Genomic DNA, 18,281 nt, shown 5'->3' with positions numbered 1-18,281 from the left:
CCCCTTGTCGTCACTTCACAATCACCTCGTCCTTGACGAACATGTTGGCCCAGGCGCGGTCGATCAGCTCGGGGGACATCTGATAGGGGATGCCCTCGAATTCGCAGATGGCGATCATCTGGTCGATCAGGAACACCGGCTGATAATTGGCGTAGATATTGTCGATGGTCGGGTATTTGTGTTTCAGCAGGTGGACTAGGGTCGCCTCGTCCAGCGCCATGCCTTTCTTGCGGGCCACCAGGGCAAAGATCTTCAGGAAGTTTTCCTGACTGGGACCGTCGATCTTGATCTTGAAGAAGATCCGCCGCAGCGCCGCGGTATCAAAAATCTCGTTGGGGTGAAAGTTGGTGGAAAAGATCACCAGAGTGTCAAACGGCACCTCGAATTTTTCACCCGATTGCAGCGCCAGGATATCTTTGCTTTCCTCGAGCGGAACAATCCAGCGGTTGATCAGCGCCTGTGGCGATTCAGCCTGACGGCCAAGGTCATCGACGATGAAGATGCCGCCGGTTGATTTCAGCTGCAGCGGTGCCTGATAGGTGCGGGCGGTGGGGTTATAGACCAGATCCAGCATCGACAGGGACAGCTCGCCGCCGGTGACCACAGTGGGGCGCTGACAGCAGACATAACGGCTGTCAAAGCGGCGTGAGCGGCGCAGGGCGTTTGGATCGTCCTGAACCTGTTCCACCTCGGTATGCACGATGGGGTCATAGACAGTGATCACCTGGCCTGCGTATTCAATTGCGCGCGGCACATAGACCTGATCCCCCAAAGCATCGCGAATGCCGTTGGAGATCGAGGATTTACCATTGCCGGGAGGGCCGTACATAAGAATGGACCGGCCGGCGCTGACTGCCGGGCCGAGGTGGTCCAGCAGGCTGTTTGGCAGCACCAGATGGCCCATTGCATTGGTCAACTGGTCGCGGGTGACCCGGATATTGCGGATCGACTGGCGTTTCACCTGTTCGCGGTAGACATCCAGCGGCACCGGCATGGCGCCGAAATATTCCGACTGCTGCAGCGCGTCCAGAGCACGGGCCTTGCCCGCATCGGTCAGCTGATAGCCCATTTCATTGCCGTTGTTGGCGTTCAGCGTGCCGGTGGCCTCCAGCAGTTTCTGGCCGCGGGCAATATCAACCAGCTCTTGGGTGACAGAGATCGGCAGGCAGATCGCAGCGGCGATGTCGGTAACCATATCGACGTTTTTGCGAAAGATGGTTTTCAGCAGGATATCGCGCATCATCACCGGCGGTAGCTGCATTTGTGTCAGCCCCTTGGGGGCAGGCGGGGCCATCACGTGAGAGGTCTGCATGTTCATGGATAAAGGCCTGTTGCTGGACGCTGCATGATGCACCCCCCTCCAGATCGGACAGGCGCGGTTGTGCAACAGTTTTGTTCAGCACTGTGGCAAGAGCGGGGCAAAGCTGCAGCAATTCGGCGGTTGTTGCGCGGCGGCAAGCCAGAGACGCCGCCGGGGGCGCGGTTGGACAGCGCGGTCTGCTGTTATTCTATCTGCCGAAACAGGCGCCGAGGATCAGATAGATCGCCAATGTGCCGCCCAGACACAGGCCCATGGGGAATTTCTTCCCGACGTCCCAGCTTTGCCATTCGGGGGCCAATCGTCGCAGGGGGGTGTGTTTGGCAATGCGGTGGGTGGCAAAGCCGGCCAGTAGATTGGCGGCAAAAATCAACAGAATGAACCGCATGTCTCCAAAGGCAACCAGCGGCGCCGCCGCGCCGGCGAATTTGGCATCGCCGGCGCCGATCATGCCGGCGCTGTAGAACAGAAACCCCAGGCCGACGCCGATCGGCAGGTGTAGCAATTGCCAGCCGTAATCGGTCCAGTTCATCAGAAAGGGACCGACGACGATGAAGACCACCGCCAGCAGATCCACCGCCCAGTTGGGTATTCGCATGCCGCGCAGATCGGTTAGCGCAATAGCATAGCAGATCGGCAGCACAAAGGGCAGAAACCACAGTGCTGCATGGGCCGGGATAGCCAACAACATGATCTAGGCGCCTTCCAGGGCACGCAGGGCGCGCACTGCTTCTTCAAAATGTTGCGGGTGGGTGCTGATGGCCTCGCGGAGCAGGCCTTCGCCGGTCGAGACATCACCCTGCTTGATGGCCGCCAAAGCCATGGTGTGCAGCAGCTGAGCCCGTTCGATCTGTCCCATCGGGATCACTGGCAGGCTATAGTTGCGCTGTGCGCCGCGGGCCAGAACCAGGTTGTTCTTGGCGGTAAACAGGGACTGGTCCTGGCGGATGGCCTCGCCAAACAGCCGTTCGGCATCGCCGTAGTCGCCACGGGTCAGTTTGGAATAGCCCCAATTGTTCATCACGCCAGCCGGGCGGGTGGTCAGCGATACCGCAATTTCATAAAAGCTGTCGGATTTTTCCCATTCCTTGTTGGCATCCGCCACCATGGCCTCAAGCCGATATCGCCTAAATGTCTCGTGGGTTGGCGGCACCTTGTCCAGGGCAACCTTGGCAGCGTCCCAAGCACCGGTGCGGATCAGCGCATCAGCCAGGCCAACCATGTCGGCATTGGTCGCTCCCGGCAGAGCGTTGACTTTCTTCCAGCTGGCGACGGCCTCGATATTGCGCTTGGCCCGCACCAAAGATATGGCCAGCCCGCGTTGCAGATCAATACGGTCGGCGTTGCCCTCCAGCGAGCGGGTGAAATAGCTCACGGCCTCATTGGGGTCGGCGGCGGTCAGCATCACATCGTTGAGATCTGTTTCGTCAACCACATTGACGTCCTGAAAGGCACGTTCAACGGTTCCAGCGTCGTCATTGGCGCAGGCTGACAGGAAAAAACCCCCGGCCAGACATGCCGATACAAGAAATACTTGGCGCATTTTTGCGTCCTTTACTGCTCTGCCATCGTCATGGTGTCTGGCGGATCAGAATGTTGCCACGGCCGCGCTGCACCAATTCATAGTCTTGGTTTTGTCCAGCATTAATAGCAGAATTATCCAAATTTGCGAGTGCCAAGAGTAGATTCTCGCGGATTGGGTCACTTTCGCCATTGTCCAGCGCATAGGCCCGCCGCAAAACCTGCTCGGCCTCGGCATAGTTGCCCTGTTCCATCAGCACTACACCAAGATTATTCATCGCCTCAGGCCAGTCGGGCTCTGCTTTGACGGCGCGCCGCAACAGGGTTTCGGCCTGGCCAAGACGGCCCAGACCCAGATTGGCGGTGCCCAGGCTGGACAGCACCTCGCCGGTCATGCCATGATCCAGCGCCGCGCGGGTAAAGGCCTCCAGGGCCAGTTCGTATTGCTGGGCTGCCATCAATCGGTGGCCAACTTGCAGCCCGTCTTCGGCCTTGCTGCTATAATCCACCCCCGGCGCCCAGGGGTTGGTGGGATCCACTGTCTCAGCTGTGCAAGACGCCATCACTGCGCTGGCAGCAATGGCGATCAGGGTGTTGCGAAACAGGGCGGGAAAGGCCCCACTGGTTGGTTTCATATCTAGTTGCTCGTGTTGCCCAAATTCTCGATGTTCTTCATCGACGGGCCGACCAGGATGATCAGCAGTGGCGGCAGCGTCAGCCCCATTGTGGCAAGGGTCATTTTGGTTGGCAACTTGTTTGCGGCCTCTTCTGCCCGCATCACCCGTTTATCCCGCATTTCAGCCGCATAGACCCGCAACGCATCGGCGATCGAGGTGCCGAAGGTGGCCGATTGGATCATCACGGTGACAAAGGAGCTCAGATCCGGGACATCACAGCGTGTGGCCATATCGCGCAGAACCTTGTCCTTGTCCTTGCCCGCCTTCATCTCATAGGCAACGATATCAAATTCCTCCGCCAGGTCGGGATAAGAGGCGTGCAGTTCCTTGGCGACGCGGACGATGGACTGATCCAGCGATTGCCCGGCCTCGACGCAGACCAGCATCAGGTCCAGCGAGTCGGGAAAGCCGGCGGTGATCTGCTCCTGGCGCTCGGCGATGCGACGGGTGATCCAGTATTTGGGCAGCATATAGCCGGCCCCGCCAGGCCCGATGATGCGGATCATCATCTGCTGGCCGTCATATTCGGTATCGCCATTCAGCACATAGACAAAGACCAACCCCAGAATAAGACCCAGTATGCCAAGCGCAAATTGGGCAAAATGGAAAAACCGAACCGAGTCCTTGGACTTATAGCCCGCCTGACGCAGTTTCAGCTCCATCGCCGAGAGTTCGTCGGCGTCTTGCGGCTCAAGGAAGCTGGCGAATTTCTTTAGCTGCTCGTTGCGGTTGCCCTGGCGCAGGCGTTCCTTTTGCGGTTTTCCGCCGCTGTCGGAGTGGCTGTTTTTCTTCAGCTTGGCCAATGGATCTTCGCGTTGGTTCATTAACAGCGGCACGGTCAGCAGGATCATGAACAGGCCCAGCAGACCGATCACCAGCAACGGGCCAAAGTCGCCCAGCTGTTCTGTCAGGAAGGTGTTTATATTGGTCAGCAGTTCCATGTCCGGAGCTCTCTCATACTTTGATATTGGTCAGCGCGCGCATGACGAAAAGATTGACGGTCAGCATTATCCCAACAATGAAACAGCAGGGAATGAAGTAGGGGTGGTCCAGCACGTCGTCATAAAATTGCGGATCCTTGGCCAGAGTGCCCATCAAGGCCAGCAGCGGAAAGGCCGACAGGAACTTGCCCGACCATTGGGCCTCGGCGGTGATGGCTTTGACCCGGCGGAACAGGCGGAACCGGGCCCGGATCACCTTGGCCAAACCGCTCAGGACTTCGGCCAGGTTACCACCAGACTGGGCCTGGATGGTCACCGCCACTGCCAGGAAGCGCATATCCTGCATGTCCAGCCGTTCTGCCATCTCCTTGAGCGCCTCGCCGATATCCCGCCCATAGGCGCTTTCGTCAGCGATCATGCCGAATTCAGTGCCCAGCGGATCACTGACCTCTTTGGCAACCATTTGAATCGCGGCCATAAACGGGTGCCCGACCCGCAGGCTGCGGACAATCAGTTCAACTGCGTCGGGCAGCTGCTCTTCGATCATCGACATGCGTTTCTTGGCCTTGTTGTTGACCCACATGAACACCGCCGCGACGCCGATGATGACAGAGCCCAGGATGCGCAGTGGCAATTGGGTTTCGGTGCCGATGCTCAGGCCGACAAAGGCCAGCGCTGCCAGGCCGCCCATGATCATGACCAACTGCCGGGGTGAAAAGGCAATTGCTGCCTTCTGTGCCTTTTCGGCCAGCAGTGAATACAGCGGGATCGACTGCGACTTCATGTGCTGCTGCATTTCCTTGCGCAGCTGGTCCAGCACCTGTTCGCGATTGCCGCCCTTGTCGAGCATTTCCAAGCGGCGGTTGACGCGGCTGTTGAGGCTGATGGATTTGCCAAAGGCCACCAGATACAGGCCCTCGACCAGCACCAGCACGCCGACAAAAATCAGACCATAGATAATGGGTTCTGCGCTCAGTTCCATCAGTGTGCCTCCATCGTGGTGGGCTCGTAAATCGCGCCCGGTAAGTCATAGCCCCACATGCGGAAGCGTTCCGAAAAGTGGCTGCGCACGCCAGTGGCGGTGAAATGGCCGATGATCTTGTTTTCGGGGGTCAGGCCAACGCGCTGGTAGCGAAAGATTTCCTGCATCGAGATCACGTCGCCCTCCATGCCGGTGATTTCGGTGATCGAGGTCATGCGGCGCGAGCCATCCTGCAGCCGTGAGACCTGTACGATCAGGTTCACCGCCGAGGAAATCTGACTGCGGACCGCCTTGAGCGGCATTTCAATACCGGACATCGCAATCATGTTCTCCAGGCGGCTGACCCCATCGCGGGCCGAGTTGGCGTGGATGGTGGTCATGGATCCGTCGTGGCCCGTGTTCATCGCCTGCAACATGTCGATGACTTCCTCGCCGCGGGTCTCGCCGACGATGATGCGGTCGGGGCGCATCCGCAGGGCGTTTTTCAGACAATCCCGGGGCGAGACTTCGCCCTTGCCCTCGACGTTGGGCGGGCGGCTTTCCATCCGGCCGACGTGGGTCTGTTGCAACTGAAGCTCCGCGGTGTCTTCGATGGTCAGGATGCGTTCGGCGTTGTCAATGAAACTGGACAGGGCGTTCAGCGCGGTTGTTTTACCCGATCCGGTGCCGCCCGAGACGACAATGTTGAGCCGGGTGGCCACCGCCGCTTGCAGATATGCAGCCATTTCCTCGGTGAAAGCCCCGAAATTCACCAAGTCATCGATGCCCAACTTGTCTTTTTTAAACTTTCGGATCGAAACCAGCGATCCATCCACTGCAATCGGCGGCACCATCGCGTTAAAGCGCGAGCCATCGGCCAGCCGGGCATCAACATAAGGATTGGATTCATCGACGCGACGCCCCACGGCAGAGACGATTTTATCAATGATCCTAAGAAGATGCTTTTCGTCCTTAAAGGTGACATCACTGAGCTGTAGCTTGCCGTCGCGCTCAACAAACACCTGTTGCGGGCCATTGACCAGAATATCGTTGACGGTATCGTCACGCAGCAGAATTTCCAGCGGGCCCAGGCCGGTGACCTCGTCATAGAGATCTTTGGTCAGGGTCTGGCGGTCGTCGCGGTTAAGAACAATGCCCTTTTCTTCCAGAATCTCGGTGGCGATAGAGGTGATTTCGGCGCGCAGTTCGGTCTCGTTGGCGGTTTCCAGGGCGGCCAGGTTCAGCTGTTCCAACAGTTCGCGGTGCAGCTGGATCTTGATCTCGCCTAGCCGTTCCTTGCGCTTGCGTTCCTTGTCCTGAGGGGCAGATTCGTCAGCGGTTAAGGGCATCGGTCGGCGCAGGGAGGCGCTTTGATTGGCCGCTGCTTTAGGGGTTATCACCTCGGCTGGTTTGGCGGCCTTCAGTCTGGAGACCTTGCCTGCCGGCGTCGCTGCCGCAGAATTTTTTTTGTATTTGGAAAACATTTACGACCTCCAGGGGCGATTTGTATCAGGCTGCGGCAACGTCTTGCTGGCCCAACTCGTGAAGGGACAGAGCCAGTTTGGCAATTTCCTTGCGCAGCGGATTCTTGGGTGCAGAGATCGCCAGAGGAAGCCCGTGATCGCAGCATTGGGTCACCGGCTTGCCACCATCCGGCAATTGCAGATCAATTGAGATGCCGAGGGATTCAGCCATCCGCTTGACCCGGCTCTTGCCGCTCAGGTCGGTGAATTTGGGGGCCCGGTTCAGGGTGAAACGCAGCTTCTCGAATGGCAGCTCTTCGGATTGCAATGCCCGTTTCATCCGCAGGGCATTCTGCGCCGAGCGCATGTCGAGCTCAATCAGTGCAAAATAGACATGCGCCATGTTGAGAACGCTTTCTGACCATTGCACCAGGGTGCGCGGCAGGTCGATCACCACAAAGTCGAAATGGCTGCGCGCCATACCAACAATGCGTTCGATGTCCTCGGCTGAAAAGAAATCCAGCGGCACCATTTCAGAGGGCGCGGTCAGAACCTGCAGCTTGTCCTGGAACGACAGCAGCGCCTGGCCAAACATCTCGGCATCCATGTCATCAATCTGGCCCAGCATCTCCATGACGATCTCACGGCGGGGCAGGTCCAGATAGGTGGCCACCGAGCCGTGCTGCAGATCGAAATCCAACAGGCAGACGCTTGGTTTATCGTGCTCGCTCAGCTCGGCCAGTTCCCAGGCCAGATTGACCGCCAGCGTGGTTGAGCCCGAGCCGCCGGCCAGACCCTGACACACGATCACGGCGCCTTCGCGGGCACTGCCGGATTGCAGTTGATGCGGATTGGGCTTGGCGGCTTGCGGTCCCGGAGCAGGCGTGGTCACCCGCTCAATCGCGGCCTGCAGTTCCTGTTCGGGAAGCGGGTAGGGGACAAATTCATCGGCGCCCTGGCGCAGCAACTGGTGCAGCGAGGCGGGGGTGACGTCTTCGGCAATCAGGATCACTTTGATATCGCGGGACTTGGCCTGAGAGATGATTTCTCCCATCAGCACCAGATTGTCCTCATCGTTGCCATCAATGGCCAGCGCGATAAATTCCAGCGCTTCCGCTTCGGGCTGGTTGAAAAACGCCAGCGCCTCGGCAAAGCCAAGATCGCCCCAGCTTTCGCCCATTGTGGTTTCCATGTCTTCGATCAGCAAATCGAAGTTCTGCACGTCGCGGCTGACGGTGCAGGCGACAATTGCGTTGGTCTCTGGTTGCGGCGTTACACTGCTCATTGCCATTATCCTCGTTGCGGGAAACGGCAGGTTTCACCCGTCCGTTCCTACGTGCGACTCAGTCGGCGCACGTCACCTGTTGGGGATAATGTGGGTGGCAAATCAGGCGATAGTGGGGCCAAAATGCCCCAATAGTTGGGAAATGCTAAACAGTCGCGTGACGCCTAGTTTATTCAGCGACAGTGGCAATTGACCGTTCAGAAGTCAGTGTTGAAGTAGGTACTGCGCTTTCGATATACTCGCGATAGACCACCTGAGCGTATTTTCCGTCCAGCAGCGAGGGGGGGGTTTCCAGAAACCCCGAGACCTCGGTTACGGTTCGCCGGTTTTGACGTTCACGCCCTTGAGTGACGATCAAAGGCTGTGTTTCGCCATGTGAAACAACGGCTTCCAGACGGGACCGGCTGATGCCACGCGACGACAGATAGCTCACCGCAGCCCGCGCCCGGCGCAGGCCCAGCGATTTATTATAGCCGGATGATCCGACTGAATCGGTGTGGCCGTAAACGCGAAAGCGCACCTCGGGGAACTGTTTGATCCAGGTCGCCTGGCGGTCCAGCACCGCACGGGAGTTGGCATCCAGGCTGGCACTGTCAAAGTCAAAGTTGATGGTGGGCGGAACTTCCAGGGCAAAACGGTTGGCCAGTTGCACCGCATAAGACCGATCACCGCTCATCACCAGCGCGTTGTTCAGCGTGGCACTGCCAAAACTCGCCCGCTGCAGCTCGCCGCCGGCTTCGTTTTCGCAGGCGGCGGCCGTCAGGCACAGTCCGAATATCGCTGCTTTCTTAATCATCTGTGCCATCCTTTATTAGTCCAACACATAGCCATAGGAGCCGCTGAAGTCTTGTCGGGCAATTTCACCGGCCGGGCCATCCTGGTTCCGCGATATACGCCCAAACAGGAACAGGTCATTTTCGCTGGGCGGTTTGACCCGGTCCGTCGGCAGGCTCAGCGCCTCGCCGCGTGTGGGGGTGACCAGATGGGCGCTGATAATGACCACCAGTTCGGTTTGGTTGCGTTGATAGTCGGCGCTGCGGAACAGCGCCCCCAGAATGGGAACATCGCCGATCCAGGGCAGTTGGGCGCTATTGTCTAGGAAATCATCCTGGATCAGGCCTGCAATGGCAAAGCTTTCACCATCGCGCATTTCAACAGTTGTGGATGCCTCGCGGCGCGAAAAAGCAGCAACCGATAGGCCACTCACATTTATTGAATTGGTGGTGTCGATCGCCGAGACAGCGGTGACGAGCTCTAGATTGATGAGGTCGCCGTCGATGACACGCGGAATAAAGTTCATTTCGATGCCGAAAGGCTTGAACTCGATCGTGGTCACGCCGTCTTCTTGCGCCACCGGCACCGGGTATTCGCCGCCCGCCAGGAACTTTGCCTCTTGGCCGGACAGGGCCGCCAGATTGGGCTCCGCCAGGGTGCGGACCATGCCTTTTTGTTCCAACGCTTCCAGCAGCAGGCCAACCTGGGTCGATCCGATGTCAAAACCGAATAAGACCGTGCCAAGGGTTCCGTCCTGCGGAGTCACTGGAGTGCCGAGACCATTCCCGTTTTGCAGCCAAGTACCCGTTTTGGCAGCAAAGCTAGTGCCACCCAGCGCAATGGATGAGCTGAGTGATTTGGACACCGAACGCTGCATCTCAGCAAAGCGAACCTTGAGCATCACTTGCTGCACGCCACCAACGGACATCAGGTTTGACACCCGCTCGGGGGCATAGCGTTCGGCGAGATCCATCGCCCGTTGCAGGCGGGCGGCGCTGGACACGGTACCGGACAGCACAATGCCATCATTGGCGGTGCGCACTTCGATTTTCTCATCGGGAAGGATCTGCCGCAGCCGTTCCTTGAATTCGCTGACATCAGCAGCGACATGCACGTCAACATTGGTGATCAAGCGGCCGGTGGCGTCCAGCAGGGTGAGCGTGGTCACGCCGGGCGACTTGCCCAATACATAGATGGTGCGGTCCGACAGCGACGAAATATCTGCAATTCCGGGGTTGGCAATGCTGAGTTCCGAGAAGGGAACGTCGCTTTCGACCACCACCGCCCGGTTCATTGGCACCGCAAGCTTGGTGGCGGTGCCCTTTTTGACAACCCGCAGACCTTCGGCCCAGGCGGTATCCGCGACCGGTGTGCAAATCAAAGCAACCCCGGTTAGGGCTGCTGCTAATGTCGTTCTAAATGCCATGTGACCTGCCTCTCGGATCACGCCTCGTTGTCGGGTCTTTTGCCCGTCTTTTGTCGTACTGTGGATCAGTTTGCCGATATTAGCAAGAATCATTGGCTGCGAAGCCCGCCGCATTGTGTGGACTGAGCAACAGAGATGCGAAAAAGCCGCCCAGGATGAGCGGCTTTCATATGGCAGGTCTCGTGCAGCCTCCGCTCCGGCCCGGGGAGCGGCCTAGTTGCTGCAGGGGATCGGGATTTCCACCACTTCGGCGCCACGGCGGGTGCGGATGGTACAGACCCGTTCGGTCTCTCGTTCCGGGGCTGCCACACGTTCGCCCAACCCCAGCAGAGAGCGTTGATCCACTTCGACAAAGGAGGCAATTGTATCATCGCCGGCGCCAACCAGGGAGAGCGACAACCGCCCGGTGGTCTGGGCCTGGGCCAGTGCGGCCACCTGTTTGGGCAGTGCCGATACGGTCACCGTGCGGGCAATGCTGGCACTGTCAATGTCACCGCCAGCGCTCTGGTCGATGGCAATCAGTTCGATATTGGCCTGGATCAAACGGGTCAGCTCACCGCTGCGGCGCTCATCGGCCTGACCGAGACTGCCTGTCCAATAGACGTCGACCCGGTCGCCTGGGCGCAAAAATCCAGACACCCCGGACGAAACATCAACCTTGATGGCAAAGGCCCGCATGCCGCGTTTCAGGCGCGAGGTAATGCCCGCATCCTCGCCGGGTTTGGTGATTTTTACGGCAAGAACAGCCTCGTTTGGCTCGACCGTGCGCAACACAACCCGGAACTCGCCTTTGAACTCTGGCGGGAACAGGGCTTCCAGGGTGGAATATGTGCCCTCGGGAAGGCTGTCTTGGGGCCATTGCACCAGTCGCACCGCGTCCTGGGTCAGCCGTTCACCGTATTTCAACGCGCGGTTGGCAACAAACACATCGACGGTTGCGATATTCTCAACCTTCTGTGCATTGGCCTGGGCCAGGGCATATTGGTACTTGGCTATGTAATTCTTGGCCATCATCACCGCGCTGCCTGCCAGGGCGAGACCGACAATCAAAACCAGTCCGAAAACTGCGCGCATTGTGTTACCTCTCTTTGGGGTCGCCAGGATGCCGATGGCGGTTTCGAAAGCTATATCACTCGAATCTGAGTAATCGGTTTAGATGATGCACCGCCGTTGCGGCGGGGCGGACCCAAATGGGGAGGTCAGCTGAAAGACCAGTTCGACATATAGCTTGCCAATCCATCGGCCAGTCCAAGCGCACCGTCTTGCATCGCTGAGGCAATCAGAACGACCAGGCCAACGATCGCAGCGGTAAGGACCACCCAATCAACCGTGACGGCACCGTCATCACCTTTGAAAAATGACTTAAATTTATTCATTGCGAACCTCGGTTTGAGTGTTCCTGGGCAAAGGGCCGCGTCTTTGGATCAAAGACGCGGCCCCAAAACTTATACCACTAAGACTGGCGAATTAGACCGGGTCTACTGGACCTTTACCCGACAGGTATGTACCTGTCTGTGAGGTCAGGTCGGAAGCGCCAGTTTCGATCGAGGTGTAAACAACGCCGGCCAGAGCGGCAACAGCGGCGGTCAGAACAACCCAGTCAACAGTCACGGCGCCAGCTTCGTCTTTGCGGAAGTTTTTGAAGAATTTAATCATTGAGTGTCCCTCCAGGGATCTAAAAGTTTTGTTTCCACCTTGCCGTCCGTGGTGTGAGCCTGCTCTCTCCTGCGAAGCTCCGTTCGACTTGGTATGAACACTTATACCCCTTTGAGCGTGGCAGCATTTGGGCCAAAATCTGGACTCTGACGCCTTAGTTTAACTCTTTGACAATATCTAGGCTAAGGCATTGAAAGTTAATGATTTGATTATTCATTTATCATAAATATTCAAGGCAGAGGTGGGGCGGGGAGTGGCAATTGTGGCGGTATCGCCAGAATTCGGCCGTAAGTTCTGGTTTTTTGGCTGCAATCCTTGATAATTTGTTAAAAATTATCATCAAGGCGGGCCCATGTTTCTTCGAATTGCGTCTTTGGCAGTGATTGCTCTGTCCATTCCGGTCTGGGGGCTGGCTGAGACGCCGGCGCCCTTTCCGAGTTTTGAGGCAAAACGGGTGCGGCCACCGCAACCGGGTAGCGGGAACAGAATAACCATACAGATAGAGCCGCCGCAGGCACCGGTTGCTGTGGCGGATAGCCCGGCAGCGACAGGTGATGGCGATGTGGAGCAGCCCGTAGGGCGGTATGGCTGGTTCTGGGAACAGGTCTCGCCTGATCTGGCGGCTTCGGGGCCGGGTCGGCTGGAGCAGGCTCTGATGGTTCTGGCAGGGGGCGAGCCGGTGACCGCGCCGCGGTTGCAACTGATGCAGGACATTGCGGGCGCGCAGGGGATCTCGATTCTGACTGCCAGCATTGGCACCAAAGTATCACCGGCGCTGATTCTGGCGGTGATTGCGGTGGAATCGGCGGGGCAGGTGGAGGCGGTCAGTGCCGCCGGGGCGCAGGGGTTGATGCAGCTGATGCCAGAGACCGCTGCACGGTTTGATGTGAGTGATGCGTTGGCTGCACAGCAGAACATTCAGGGCGGTGTCCGCTATCTGGACTGGCTGATGGAGGAGTTTGGCGGCGATCCGATGCTGGTGCTGGCCGGCTATAATGCCGGCGCGGGATCAGTGCAGAGCCATCAGGGGGTGCCGCCCTTTGCCGAGACCCGCGATTACGTGCCCTTGGTGCTGGCGGCCTTTCAGGTGGCCAAGGGCCTGTGCCTGACGCCACCCCAGTTGATTTCCGATGGATGTGTGTTCCGGACGATGAACTAACAACAGCTGGATGGTGGTGCGAAGAGCGTTGCCCGGTTATTTCCCCAGTGGTTCACTTAAATGGCTAGACGTTGCCATAATTTCGCCAGACGCGATCCGCATCACCCTCACATTGCTTAAAGTTGCATTTTTGGGAGAGTGATTTGGAAATTGGGATTGATATTTCGTCTTTGACCTCGGGAATACAGGGACTGATAGGGCCGGGCATCATCGTTGGTCTGATTGCCCTTGCAGGTTTCATAGGGCGGCTTGTTTTTGTGTCCTTTGGGTCGTCCATAAAAGAAGCCAACCCTTTGCGCAATTTTTCAGGTCTTGGGCTGATTGCTACGAGTATTGCGATGTTTGTCGGTGCCCTTGTGGTGACTGGCAAACTGGACAAGGCGGTGCACCTGATACAACGAAACACGATGGACCCTTTCAATATCTATGTCCTGCAGCGTGATTCCTGTGATCTTTCGGGCAGCAAATACTGTGTCATCGTGTTCGAAGGGGGCCGGGAAATTTCGGTCAACTGGTTCGATAGCAAGGTTTACATGTGGGAGCTGCTCAACCCCCAGACTGGGGCAGTATATAAGACTCTGCGACCCAGATCCCGTGTAGGAGACGGAGAGAGCATCGGGGTAGGGCTTAGCTAGGTTGAAACGCAATTCTGCCAGATCCCGATCGGTTTTTCACGCAACAGGCCCGCTCCAATAAGGGCGGGCCTGCTTATTTATCGGTAAGATGTCTACGTGCATTAACCGACGATTGTGGCCTCGGTGGCGGCGCGCAGCTCGGCCTCAGTCACGCCGTCGGCGGTTTCGACGATCTTCAAGCCGCCTGTCACCACGTCCAGAACGCCGAGGTTGGTGATGATGCGATCAACCACCGCCTTGCCGGTCAGTGGCAGAGTGCAGTCTTTCAGCAGCTTGGAGACACCGTGCTTGTTGGTGTGATCCATCACCACCACAACACGGCCCACGCCGGCCACCAGATCCATGGCGCCGCCCATGCCTTTGACCAGCTTGCCGGGAATCATCCAGTTTGCCAGATCGCCGTTTTCAGCCACTTCCATGGCGCCCAGAATCGCCATGGCGATCTTGCCGCCGCGGATCATCGCAAAGCTTTGTGCCGAGTCGAAATAGGCGGTCTGCGGCAGCTCGGTGATGGTCTGTTTGCCGGCGTTGATCAGATCCGCGTCCTCATCGCCTTCAATCGGGAAGGGGCCCATGCCCAGCATGCCGTTTTCCGACTGCAGAGTGACCTCGATGCCCTCGGGGATATAGTTGGACACCAGCGTCGGAATGCCGATGCCGAGGTTTACATACCAGCCGTCCTGCAGCTCTTGGGCGGCCCGCGCCGCCATTTGGTTACGATCCCACATGTTCGCTCTCCTTATGCCGCTGGCCGGGTGGTGCGCTGTTCGATGCGCTTTTCGTGGGTGCCCTGAATGATCCGGTGCACATAGATGCCGGGCAGGTGGATGGTATCGGGGTCCAGCGAGCCGGTTGGCACGATCTCTTCCACCTCAACCACGCAGACCTTGCCGCAGGTGGCGGCCGGGGCGTTGAAGTTGCGGGCGGTCTTGCGGAACACCAGATTGCCGGTCGCGTCGGCCTTCCAGGCTTTGATGATGGCCAGATCGGCAACCATGCCTTCTTCCATGATATAGGTCTCACCGTTAAAGTCGCGGTGGTCCTTGCCCTCGGCGATCACCGTGCCAACACCGGTTTTGGTGTAGAAGCCAGGGATGCCAGCGCCGCCGGCCCGCATCCGTTCGGCCAGGGTGCCCTGCGGGTTGAATTCCAGTTCCAGCTCGCCGCTCAGGTACTGGCGCATGAATTCGGCGTTCTCACCCACGTAAGACGAGATCATCTTTTTGACCTGTTTGGTCTGCAGCAGGATGCCGATGCCAAAATCATCCACGCCGGCGTTGTTGGAGGCAAAGGTCAGATCCTTGGTGCCGGCGTCTTTGATGGCGTCCAGCAGCAATTCCGGAATGCCGCAGAGGCCAAAGCCACCTGCCGCAATGAACATGCCGTCATGAAGCAGCCCGTCGAGCGCCTCAGTGGCATTGGTGTAGATCTTTTTCATCAAAAACTCCCTGCAACGTTCCTTTTGCAAGGGTTCTGACGCTGAGGCGGGGGGCTGTCAACAATACTGAGGCTACTGAGTATTAGTACTTAGGTGGTTTATAGAAAAAAGAGCGAAGGGGCTTTCCACTCGGAAGAAAGGCACGAGGGGGCGGCCCGCCCGCCCAGTGAAAAGAGCGAGGGGCCTGCCCCTCGCGCTCCCCGGGATATTTGGGGCCAGATGAATGCGGACCTGGCGGTTTTCTCTAGTCTTTGGCAGCGGCCTTTTTTGCCGGGGCTTTTTTTGCGGGTGCTTTTTTCTTGGCGGCGGGTTTCTTTTTGGCGGCTGGCTTTTTCTTGGGGGCGGCTTTTTTCTTTGTTGGCTTCTTGCCAGACTTTTCAGTGATCAGCTGCACGGCCATGTCCATGGTGACATCCTTGACCTCGACATCTTTGGGGAGGGTGGCGTTGACCTTTTCCCATTTGATGTAAGGGCCATATTTACCGTCCATGATAACGACGGCGCCGCCGCCGTCTGGATGATCGCCAAGTTCCTTTAGCGCCTTGGCAGCGGCCCGACCACCGCGGCCCGGATTGGCGCGTTTTTCGGCCAGCATTTCCATCGCGTGGTTCATGCCAACCTCAAAAACGTCCAGGGTATTCTTAAGGTTCACGTAGACCGGTTTTTCCTCATCTGGCAGTTGATGCATGATGTAGGGGCCGAAGCGACCCAGGTTAGAGGCAACGGCGCCGCCTTCAGGGTGCTGGCCAATTTCGCGTGGCAGGGTCAGCAGGGTGACAGCCTGTTCCAGGGTGACCTCATTTGGCCCCCAGCCGGGCAGGTAGTCTTTGTTCTGTTTCGGCAGCGAGGAGCGTGGCGGCTTCTTGACTTCTGGTGTCGGTTCACCGCGCTGGACGTAGGGTCCGAAACGGCCGGATTTCAGATGGATTTCGTCGCCGTCATCCTCACCCAATACACGTTCATAGCCTTCGGCGCCTTCGCCGGAGATCGGTCGGGTATAGTTGCATTCGGGATAGTTGCCGCAGCCGACGAAGCCGCCGGTGCGCGAGGATTTCAGGTGCAATTGGCCCAGTCCGCACTTGGGGCAGGCACGCGGATCAGTGCCATCTTCGCGCGGCGGGTATAATTGCGGTGCCAATGCATCGTCGAGCACGTCGAGCACTTCGGAGATGCGCAGGTCCGAGGTTTCGGAAATTGCCGCCGAGAAGTCACGCCAGAAGCTGGCCAGCAGTGCCTTGTAGTCGCCATTGCCGGCGCTGACCTCATCGAGCTGGTTTTCCAGATCGGCGGTAAAGTTGTAGCCGACGTAGTTGCGGAAGAAATTGAGCAGGAAGATGGTGACGATGCGGCCCTTGTCTTCGGGGTGCAGCCGGTTCTGTTCTTTGCGAACGTATTCGCGGTCCTGGATGGTGGTGATCACACTGGCATAGGTCGAGGGGCGGCCGATGCCCAGCTCTTCCATCTTTTTGACCAGTGTCGCCTCGGTATAGCGGGGTGGCGGTGCGGTGTGGTGTTGCAGCGCCAGCACCGATTCATTCTGCGACAGCAGCGCCGCGCCATTGCTGCGCAGATCGCCGCTTTGGGTTGTCGCGGCGCCATCCTTGGCCGCCTTGTTGAACTGAGGCGTCAGCGCGGTATCGGCAAATTTCGCCGTCTCGCCCATCATGATCTGCGGCAGGCGCTTGTCGTCGTCATCCTGGACCACATCATCGCGGCCTTCTTCATAGACCCGCATGAAACCGTCGAACAGCACCACCTGACCGGTGGCGCGCAGCACCACCTGGCGATCATTGGAGCCGACATCGACAGTGGTGCGCTCCAGTCTGGCGCTGGCCATCTGGCAGGCCAGGGTGCGTTTCCAGATCAGGTCATAGAGCTTGCGCTGGTCGGGCTCGGTGACTTTGAGGCTGGCGGCATCGCGGCCCATTTCGGTGGGGCGGATACACTCGTGGGCTTCCTGGGCGTTCTTGGCCTTGTTCTTGTAGACCCGCGGGCTGTCGGGCACATAAGAACTGCCATAGCGTTTGTCGATTTCCGCCCGCGCTTCGGTCACCGCCTCGGGGGCCATGTCGATGCCGTCGGTCCGCATATAGGTAATGTACCCGGCCTCATAGAGACGCTGGGCGGTGCTCATGGTTTGCTTGGCGCCCATGCCGAATTTACGGCTGGCTTCCTGTTGCAGGGTCGAGGTCATGAAAGGCGCCGAGGGGTTGCGCGCGGCTGGCTTGGCCTCAACCGACTGGACCATCAGGTCGCGACTGGCGACGGCCTGCACTGCCAGTTCGGCGGCGGTAGAATTGGCGAGGCTGAATTTGTCCAGCTTGTCGCCGCCCAGAACCGTCAGGCGGGTCTCGAACTCCTGGCCACGCGGGGTGGTCAGAAGGGCGCGCACCGACCAGTATTCCTGCGGATTAAACGCCTCAATTTCCATCTCGCGCTCAACAATCAGGCGTAGACATACCGATTGCACCCGGCCAGCCGATTTGGCGCCGGGCAGCTTGCGCCACAGCACTGGCGACAGGTTGAAGCCGACCAGATAGTCCAGCGCCCGCCGCGCCAGATAGGCCTCGACCAGCGGCATGTCGACCTGACGCGGATTGGCCATCGCCTCGAGCACGGCGTCCTTGGTGATGGCATTAAACGTGACCCGGCTGACCGGGGTGTCCTTCTTGATCGAACGCCGTTTGGTCAGCGCCTCTTGCAGGTGCCAGCTGATCGCCTCTCCCTCGCGGTCGGGGTCAGTCGCGAGGATCAGTGCGTTGTCTTCTTTCAGGGCGTCGGCAATGGCCTTCATATGTTTGCGGCTGTCGGCCCCGACCTCCCATGTCATTTCGAAATCATTGTCGGTATCGACCGAACCATTCTTAGGCGGAAGGTCGCGCACGTGGCCATAAGATGCCAAAACGGTGTAGTTTGAGCCGAGATATTTATTGATCGTTTTTGCTTTGGCAGGGGATTCTACAACAACTACGGGCATTTAAGCTTAACCTTATGGGGCGGACACGGCACGTTCTATGGCCGGGGAGG

18 protein-coding genes are annotated in these 18,281 nt (G+C 58.4%); 2 read left to right on the top strand and 16 right to left on the bottom strand.

Annotated elements, in window-relative coordinates; genetic code table 11:
- Nucleotides 1–10 precede the first annotated feature (10 nt).
- The 13 genes from QPJ95_RS03080 to QPJ95_RS03020 form a co-directional block, all read right to left on the bottom strand.
- Nucleotides 11–1,318 (bottom strand): P-loop NTPase family protein, encoded by a 1,308-nt coding sequence (locus QPJ95_RS03080; protein ID WP_270918354.1) that lies wholly within the window; start codon nucleotides 1,316–1,318, stop codon nucleotides 11–13.
- Between the two features lie 190 nt (nucleotides 1,319–1,508).
- Nucleotides 1,509–2,003, bottom strand: a complete 495-nt coding sequence (locus QPJ95_RS03075) for a prepilin peptidase (protein WP_270918403.1) — start codon at nucleotides 2,001–2,003, stop codon at nucleotides 1,509–1,511.
- 9 nt (nucleotides 2,004–2,012) lie between these two features.
- Nucleotides 2,013–2,861, bottom strand: coding sequence for a tetratricopeptide repeat protein (locus QPJ95_RS03070; protein ID WP_270918353.1), 849 nt, complete (start codon nucleotides 2,859–2,861; stop codon nucleotides 2,013–2,015).
- Between the two features lie 28 nt (nucleotides 2,862–2,889).
- Entirely contained in the window at nucleotides 2,890–3,474 is a 585-nt protein-coding gene (locus QPJ95_RS03065; protein WP_270918352.1) for a tetratricopeptide repeat protein, read from the bottom strand.
- Between the two features lie 2 nt (nucleotides 3,475–3,476).
- Complete coding sequence (locus QPJ95_RS03060; protein ID WP_270918351.1) at nucleotides 3,477–4,457, bottom strand: type II secretion system F family protein; 981 nt, start codon at nucleotides 4,455–4,457, stop codon at nucleotides 3,477–3,479.
- 13 nt (nucleotides 4,458–4,470) lie between these two features.
- Nucleotides 4,471–5,439, bottom strand: coding sequence for a type II secretion system F family protein (locus QPJ95_RS03055; RefSeq protein WP_270918350.1), 969 nt, complete (start codon nucleotides 5,437–5,439; stop codon nucleotides 4,471–4,473).
- Nucleotides 5,439–6,902 (bottom strand): CpaF family protein, encoded by a 1,464-nt coding sequence (locus QPJ95_RS03050; RefSeq protein ID WP_270918349.1) that lies wholly within the window; start codon nucleotides 6,900–6,902, stop codon nucleotides 5,439–5,441. Before QPJ95_RS03050 ends, QPJ95_RS03055 begins: the two co-directional genes overlap by 1 nt.
- Nucleotides 6,903–6,927: 25 nt before the next feature.
- Entirely contained in the window at nucleotides 6,928–8,166 is a 1,239-nt protein-coding gene (locus QPJ95_RS03045) for an AAA family ATPase (RefSeq protein WP_270918348.1), read from the bottom strand.
- Nucleotides 8,167–8,335: 169 nt separating this feature from the next.
- Nucleotides 8,336–8,962 carry an OmpA family protein gene (locus QPJ95_RS03040; RefSeq protein ID WP_270918347.1) on the bottom strand — a complete coding sequence of 209 codons (627 nt, stop codon included), beginning with the start codon at nucleotides 8,960–8,962 and terminating at the stop codon, nucleotides 8,336–8,338.
- A 15-nt stretch (nucleotides 8,963–8,977) separates the two neighbouring features.
- Nucleotides 8,978–10,366, bottom strand: coding sequence for a type II and III secretion system protein family protein (locus QPJ95_RS03035; RefSeq protein ID WP_270918346.1), 1,389 nt, complete (start codon nucleotides 10,364–10,366; stop codon nucleotides 8,978–8,980).
- 213 nt (nucleotides 10,367–10,579) lie between these two features.
- A complete protein-coding gene (gene cpaB, locus QPJ95_RS03030; protein WP_270918345.1) occupies nucleotides 10,580–11,440 on the bottom strand; it encodes a Flp pilus assembly protein CpaB in 861 nt (286 codons plus the stop codon).
- Between the two features lie 125 nt (nucleotides 11,441–11,565).
- On the bottom strand, nucleotides 11,566–11,742 hold the full coding sequence (locus QPJ95_RS03025) for a hypothetical protein (RefSeq protein ID WP_270918344.1): 177 nt from the start codon (nucleotides 11,740–11,742) through the stop codon (nucleotides 11,566–11,568).
- A 91-nt stretch (nucleotides 11,743–11,833) separates the two neighbouring features.
- Nucleotides 11,834–12,022, bottom strand: a complete 189-nt coding sequence (locus QPJ95_RS03020) for a hypothetical protein (RefSeq protein WP_270918343.1) — start codon at nucleotides 12,020–12,022, stop codon at nucleotides 11,834–11,836.
- A 352-nt stretch (nucleotides 12,023–12,374) separates the two neighbouring features.
- On the opposite strand from QPJ95_RS03020, the gene QPJ95_RS03015 reads away from it, so the two are divergent.
- On the top strand, nucleotides 12,375–13,181 hold the full coding sequence (locus QPJ95_RS03015) for a lytic transglycosylase domain-containing protein (protein ID WP_270918342.1): 807 nt from the start codon (nucleotides 12,375–12,377) through the stop codon (nucleotides 13,179–13,181).
- Between the two features lie 143 nt (nucleotides 13,182–13,324).
- Nucleotides 13,325–13,816 (top strand): hypothetical protein, encoded by a 492-nt coding sequence (locus QPJ95_RS03010; protein WP_270918341.1) that lies wholly within the window; start codon nucleotides 13,325–13,327, stop codon nucleotides 13,814–13,816.
- Between the two features lie 101 nt (nucleotides 13,817–13,917).
- Here QPJ95_RS03010 and QPJ95_RS03005 read toward each other — a convergent pair whose 3' ends face one another.
- The 3 genes from QPJ95_RS03005 to topA all read right to left on the bottom strand — a co-directional run bounded on the left by QPJ95_RS03005 (nucleotide 13,918) and on the right by topA (nucleotide 18,231).
- Complete coding sequence (locus tag QPJ95_RS03005; RefSeq protein WP_270918340.1) at nucleotides 13,918–14,544, bottom strand: 3-oxoacid CoA-transferase subunit B; 627 nt, start codon at nucleotides 14,542–14,544, stop codon at nucleotides 13,918–13,920.
- 11 nt (nucleotides 14,545–14,555) lie between these two features.
- Nucleotides 14,556–15,254: a CoA transferase subunit A gene (locus QPJ95_RS03000; RefSeq protein WP_270918339.1), complete on the bottom strand. Its 699-nt coding sequence runs from the start codon at nucleotides 15,252–15,254 to the stop codon at nucleotides 14,556–14,558.
- Between the two features lie 244 nt (nucleotides 15,255–15,498).
- Complete coding sequence (gene topA, locus QPJ95_RS02995) at nucleotides 15,499–18,231, bottom strand: type I DNA topoisomerase (RefSeq protein WP_270918338.1); 2,733 nt, start codon at nucleotides 18,229–18,231, stop codon at nucleotides 15,499–15,501.
- Between the last annotated feature and the right edge of the window lie 50 nt (nucleotides 18,232–18,281).

Origin of the sequence: Parasedimentitalea psychrophila, assembly GCF_030285785.1 — a bacterium.
GTDB classification, from domain to species: Bacteria; Pseudomonadota; Alphaproteobacteria; order Rhodobacterales; family Rhodobacteraceae; genus Parasedimentitalea; species Parasedimentitalea psychrophila.
Note: the sequence above shows the minus strand (reverse complement) of the source record. Positions and strands in the feature narration are given on the sequence as shown.

Bases quoted from the DNA above. Each gene is read 5' to 3' on its own strand.
- QPJ95_RS03065 (WP_270918352.1), bottom strand. From the start codon at position 3,474: ATGAAACCAACCAGTGGGGCCTTTCCCGCCCTGTTTCGCAACACCCTG.
- QPJ95_RS03060 (WP_270918351.1), bottom strand. From the start codon at position 4,457: ATGGAACTGCTGACCAATATAAACACCTTCCTGACAGAACAGCTGGGC.
- cpaB (WP_270918345.1), bottom strand. From the start codon at position 11,440: ATGCGCGCAGTTTTCGGACTGGTTTTGATTGTCGGTCTCGCCCTGGCA.
- QPJ95_RS03005 (WP_270918340.1), bottom strand. From the start codon at position 14,544: ATGTGGGATCGTAACCAAATGGCGGCGCGGGCCGCCCAAGAGCTGCAG.
- QPJ95_RS03055 (WP_270918350.1), bottom strand. From the start codon at position 5,439: ATGGAACTGAGCGCAGAACCCATTATCTATGGTCTGATTTTTGTCGGC.
- topA (WP_270918338.1), bottom strand. From the start codon at position 18,231: ATGCCCGTAGTTGTTGTAGAATCCCCTGCCAAAGCAAAAACGATCAAT.
- QPJ95_RS03050 (WP_270918349.1), bottom strand. From the start codon at position 6,902: ATGTTTTCCAAATACAAAAAAAATTCTGCGGCAGCGACGCCGGCAGGC.
- QPJ95_RS03015 (WP_270918342.1), top strand. From the start codon at position 12,375: ATGTTTCTTCGAATTGCGTCTTTGGCAGTGATTGCTCTGTCCATTCCG.
- QPJ95_RS03035 (WP_270918346.1), bottom strand. From the start codon at position 10,366: ATGGCATTTAGAACGACATTAGCAGCAGCCCTAACCGGGGTTGCTTTG.
- QPJ95_RS03000 (WP_270918339.1), bottom strand. From the start codon at position 15,254: ATGAAAAAGATCTACACCAATGCCACTGAGGCGCTCGACGGGCTGCTT.
- QPJ95_RS03025 (WP_270918344.1), bottom strand. From the start codon at position 11,742: ATGAATAAATTTAAGTCATTTTTCAAAGGTGATGACGGTGCCGTCACG.
- QPJ95_RS03040 (WP_270918347.1), bottom strand. From the start codon at position 8,962: ATGATTAAGAAAGCAGCGATATTCGGACTGTGCCTGACGGCCGCCGCC.
- QPJ95_RS03045 (WP_270918348.1), bottom strand. From the start codon at position 8,166: ATGAGCAGTGTAACGCCGCAACCAGAGACCAACGCAATTGTCGCCTGC.
- QPJ95_RS03020 (WP_270918343.1), bottom strand. From the start codon at position 12,022: ATGATTAAATTCTTCAAAAACTTCCGCAAAGACGAAGCTGGCGCCGTG.
- QPJ95_RS03070 (WP_270918353.1), bottom strand. From the start codon at position 2,861: ATGCGCCAAGTATTTCTTGTATCGGCATGTCTGGCCGGGGGTTTTTTC.
- QPJ95_RS03080 (WP_270918354.1), bottom strand. From the start codon at position 1,318: ATGAACATGCAGACCTCTCACGTGATGGCCCCGCCTGCCCCCAAGGGG.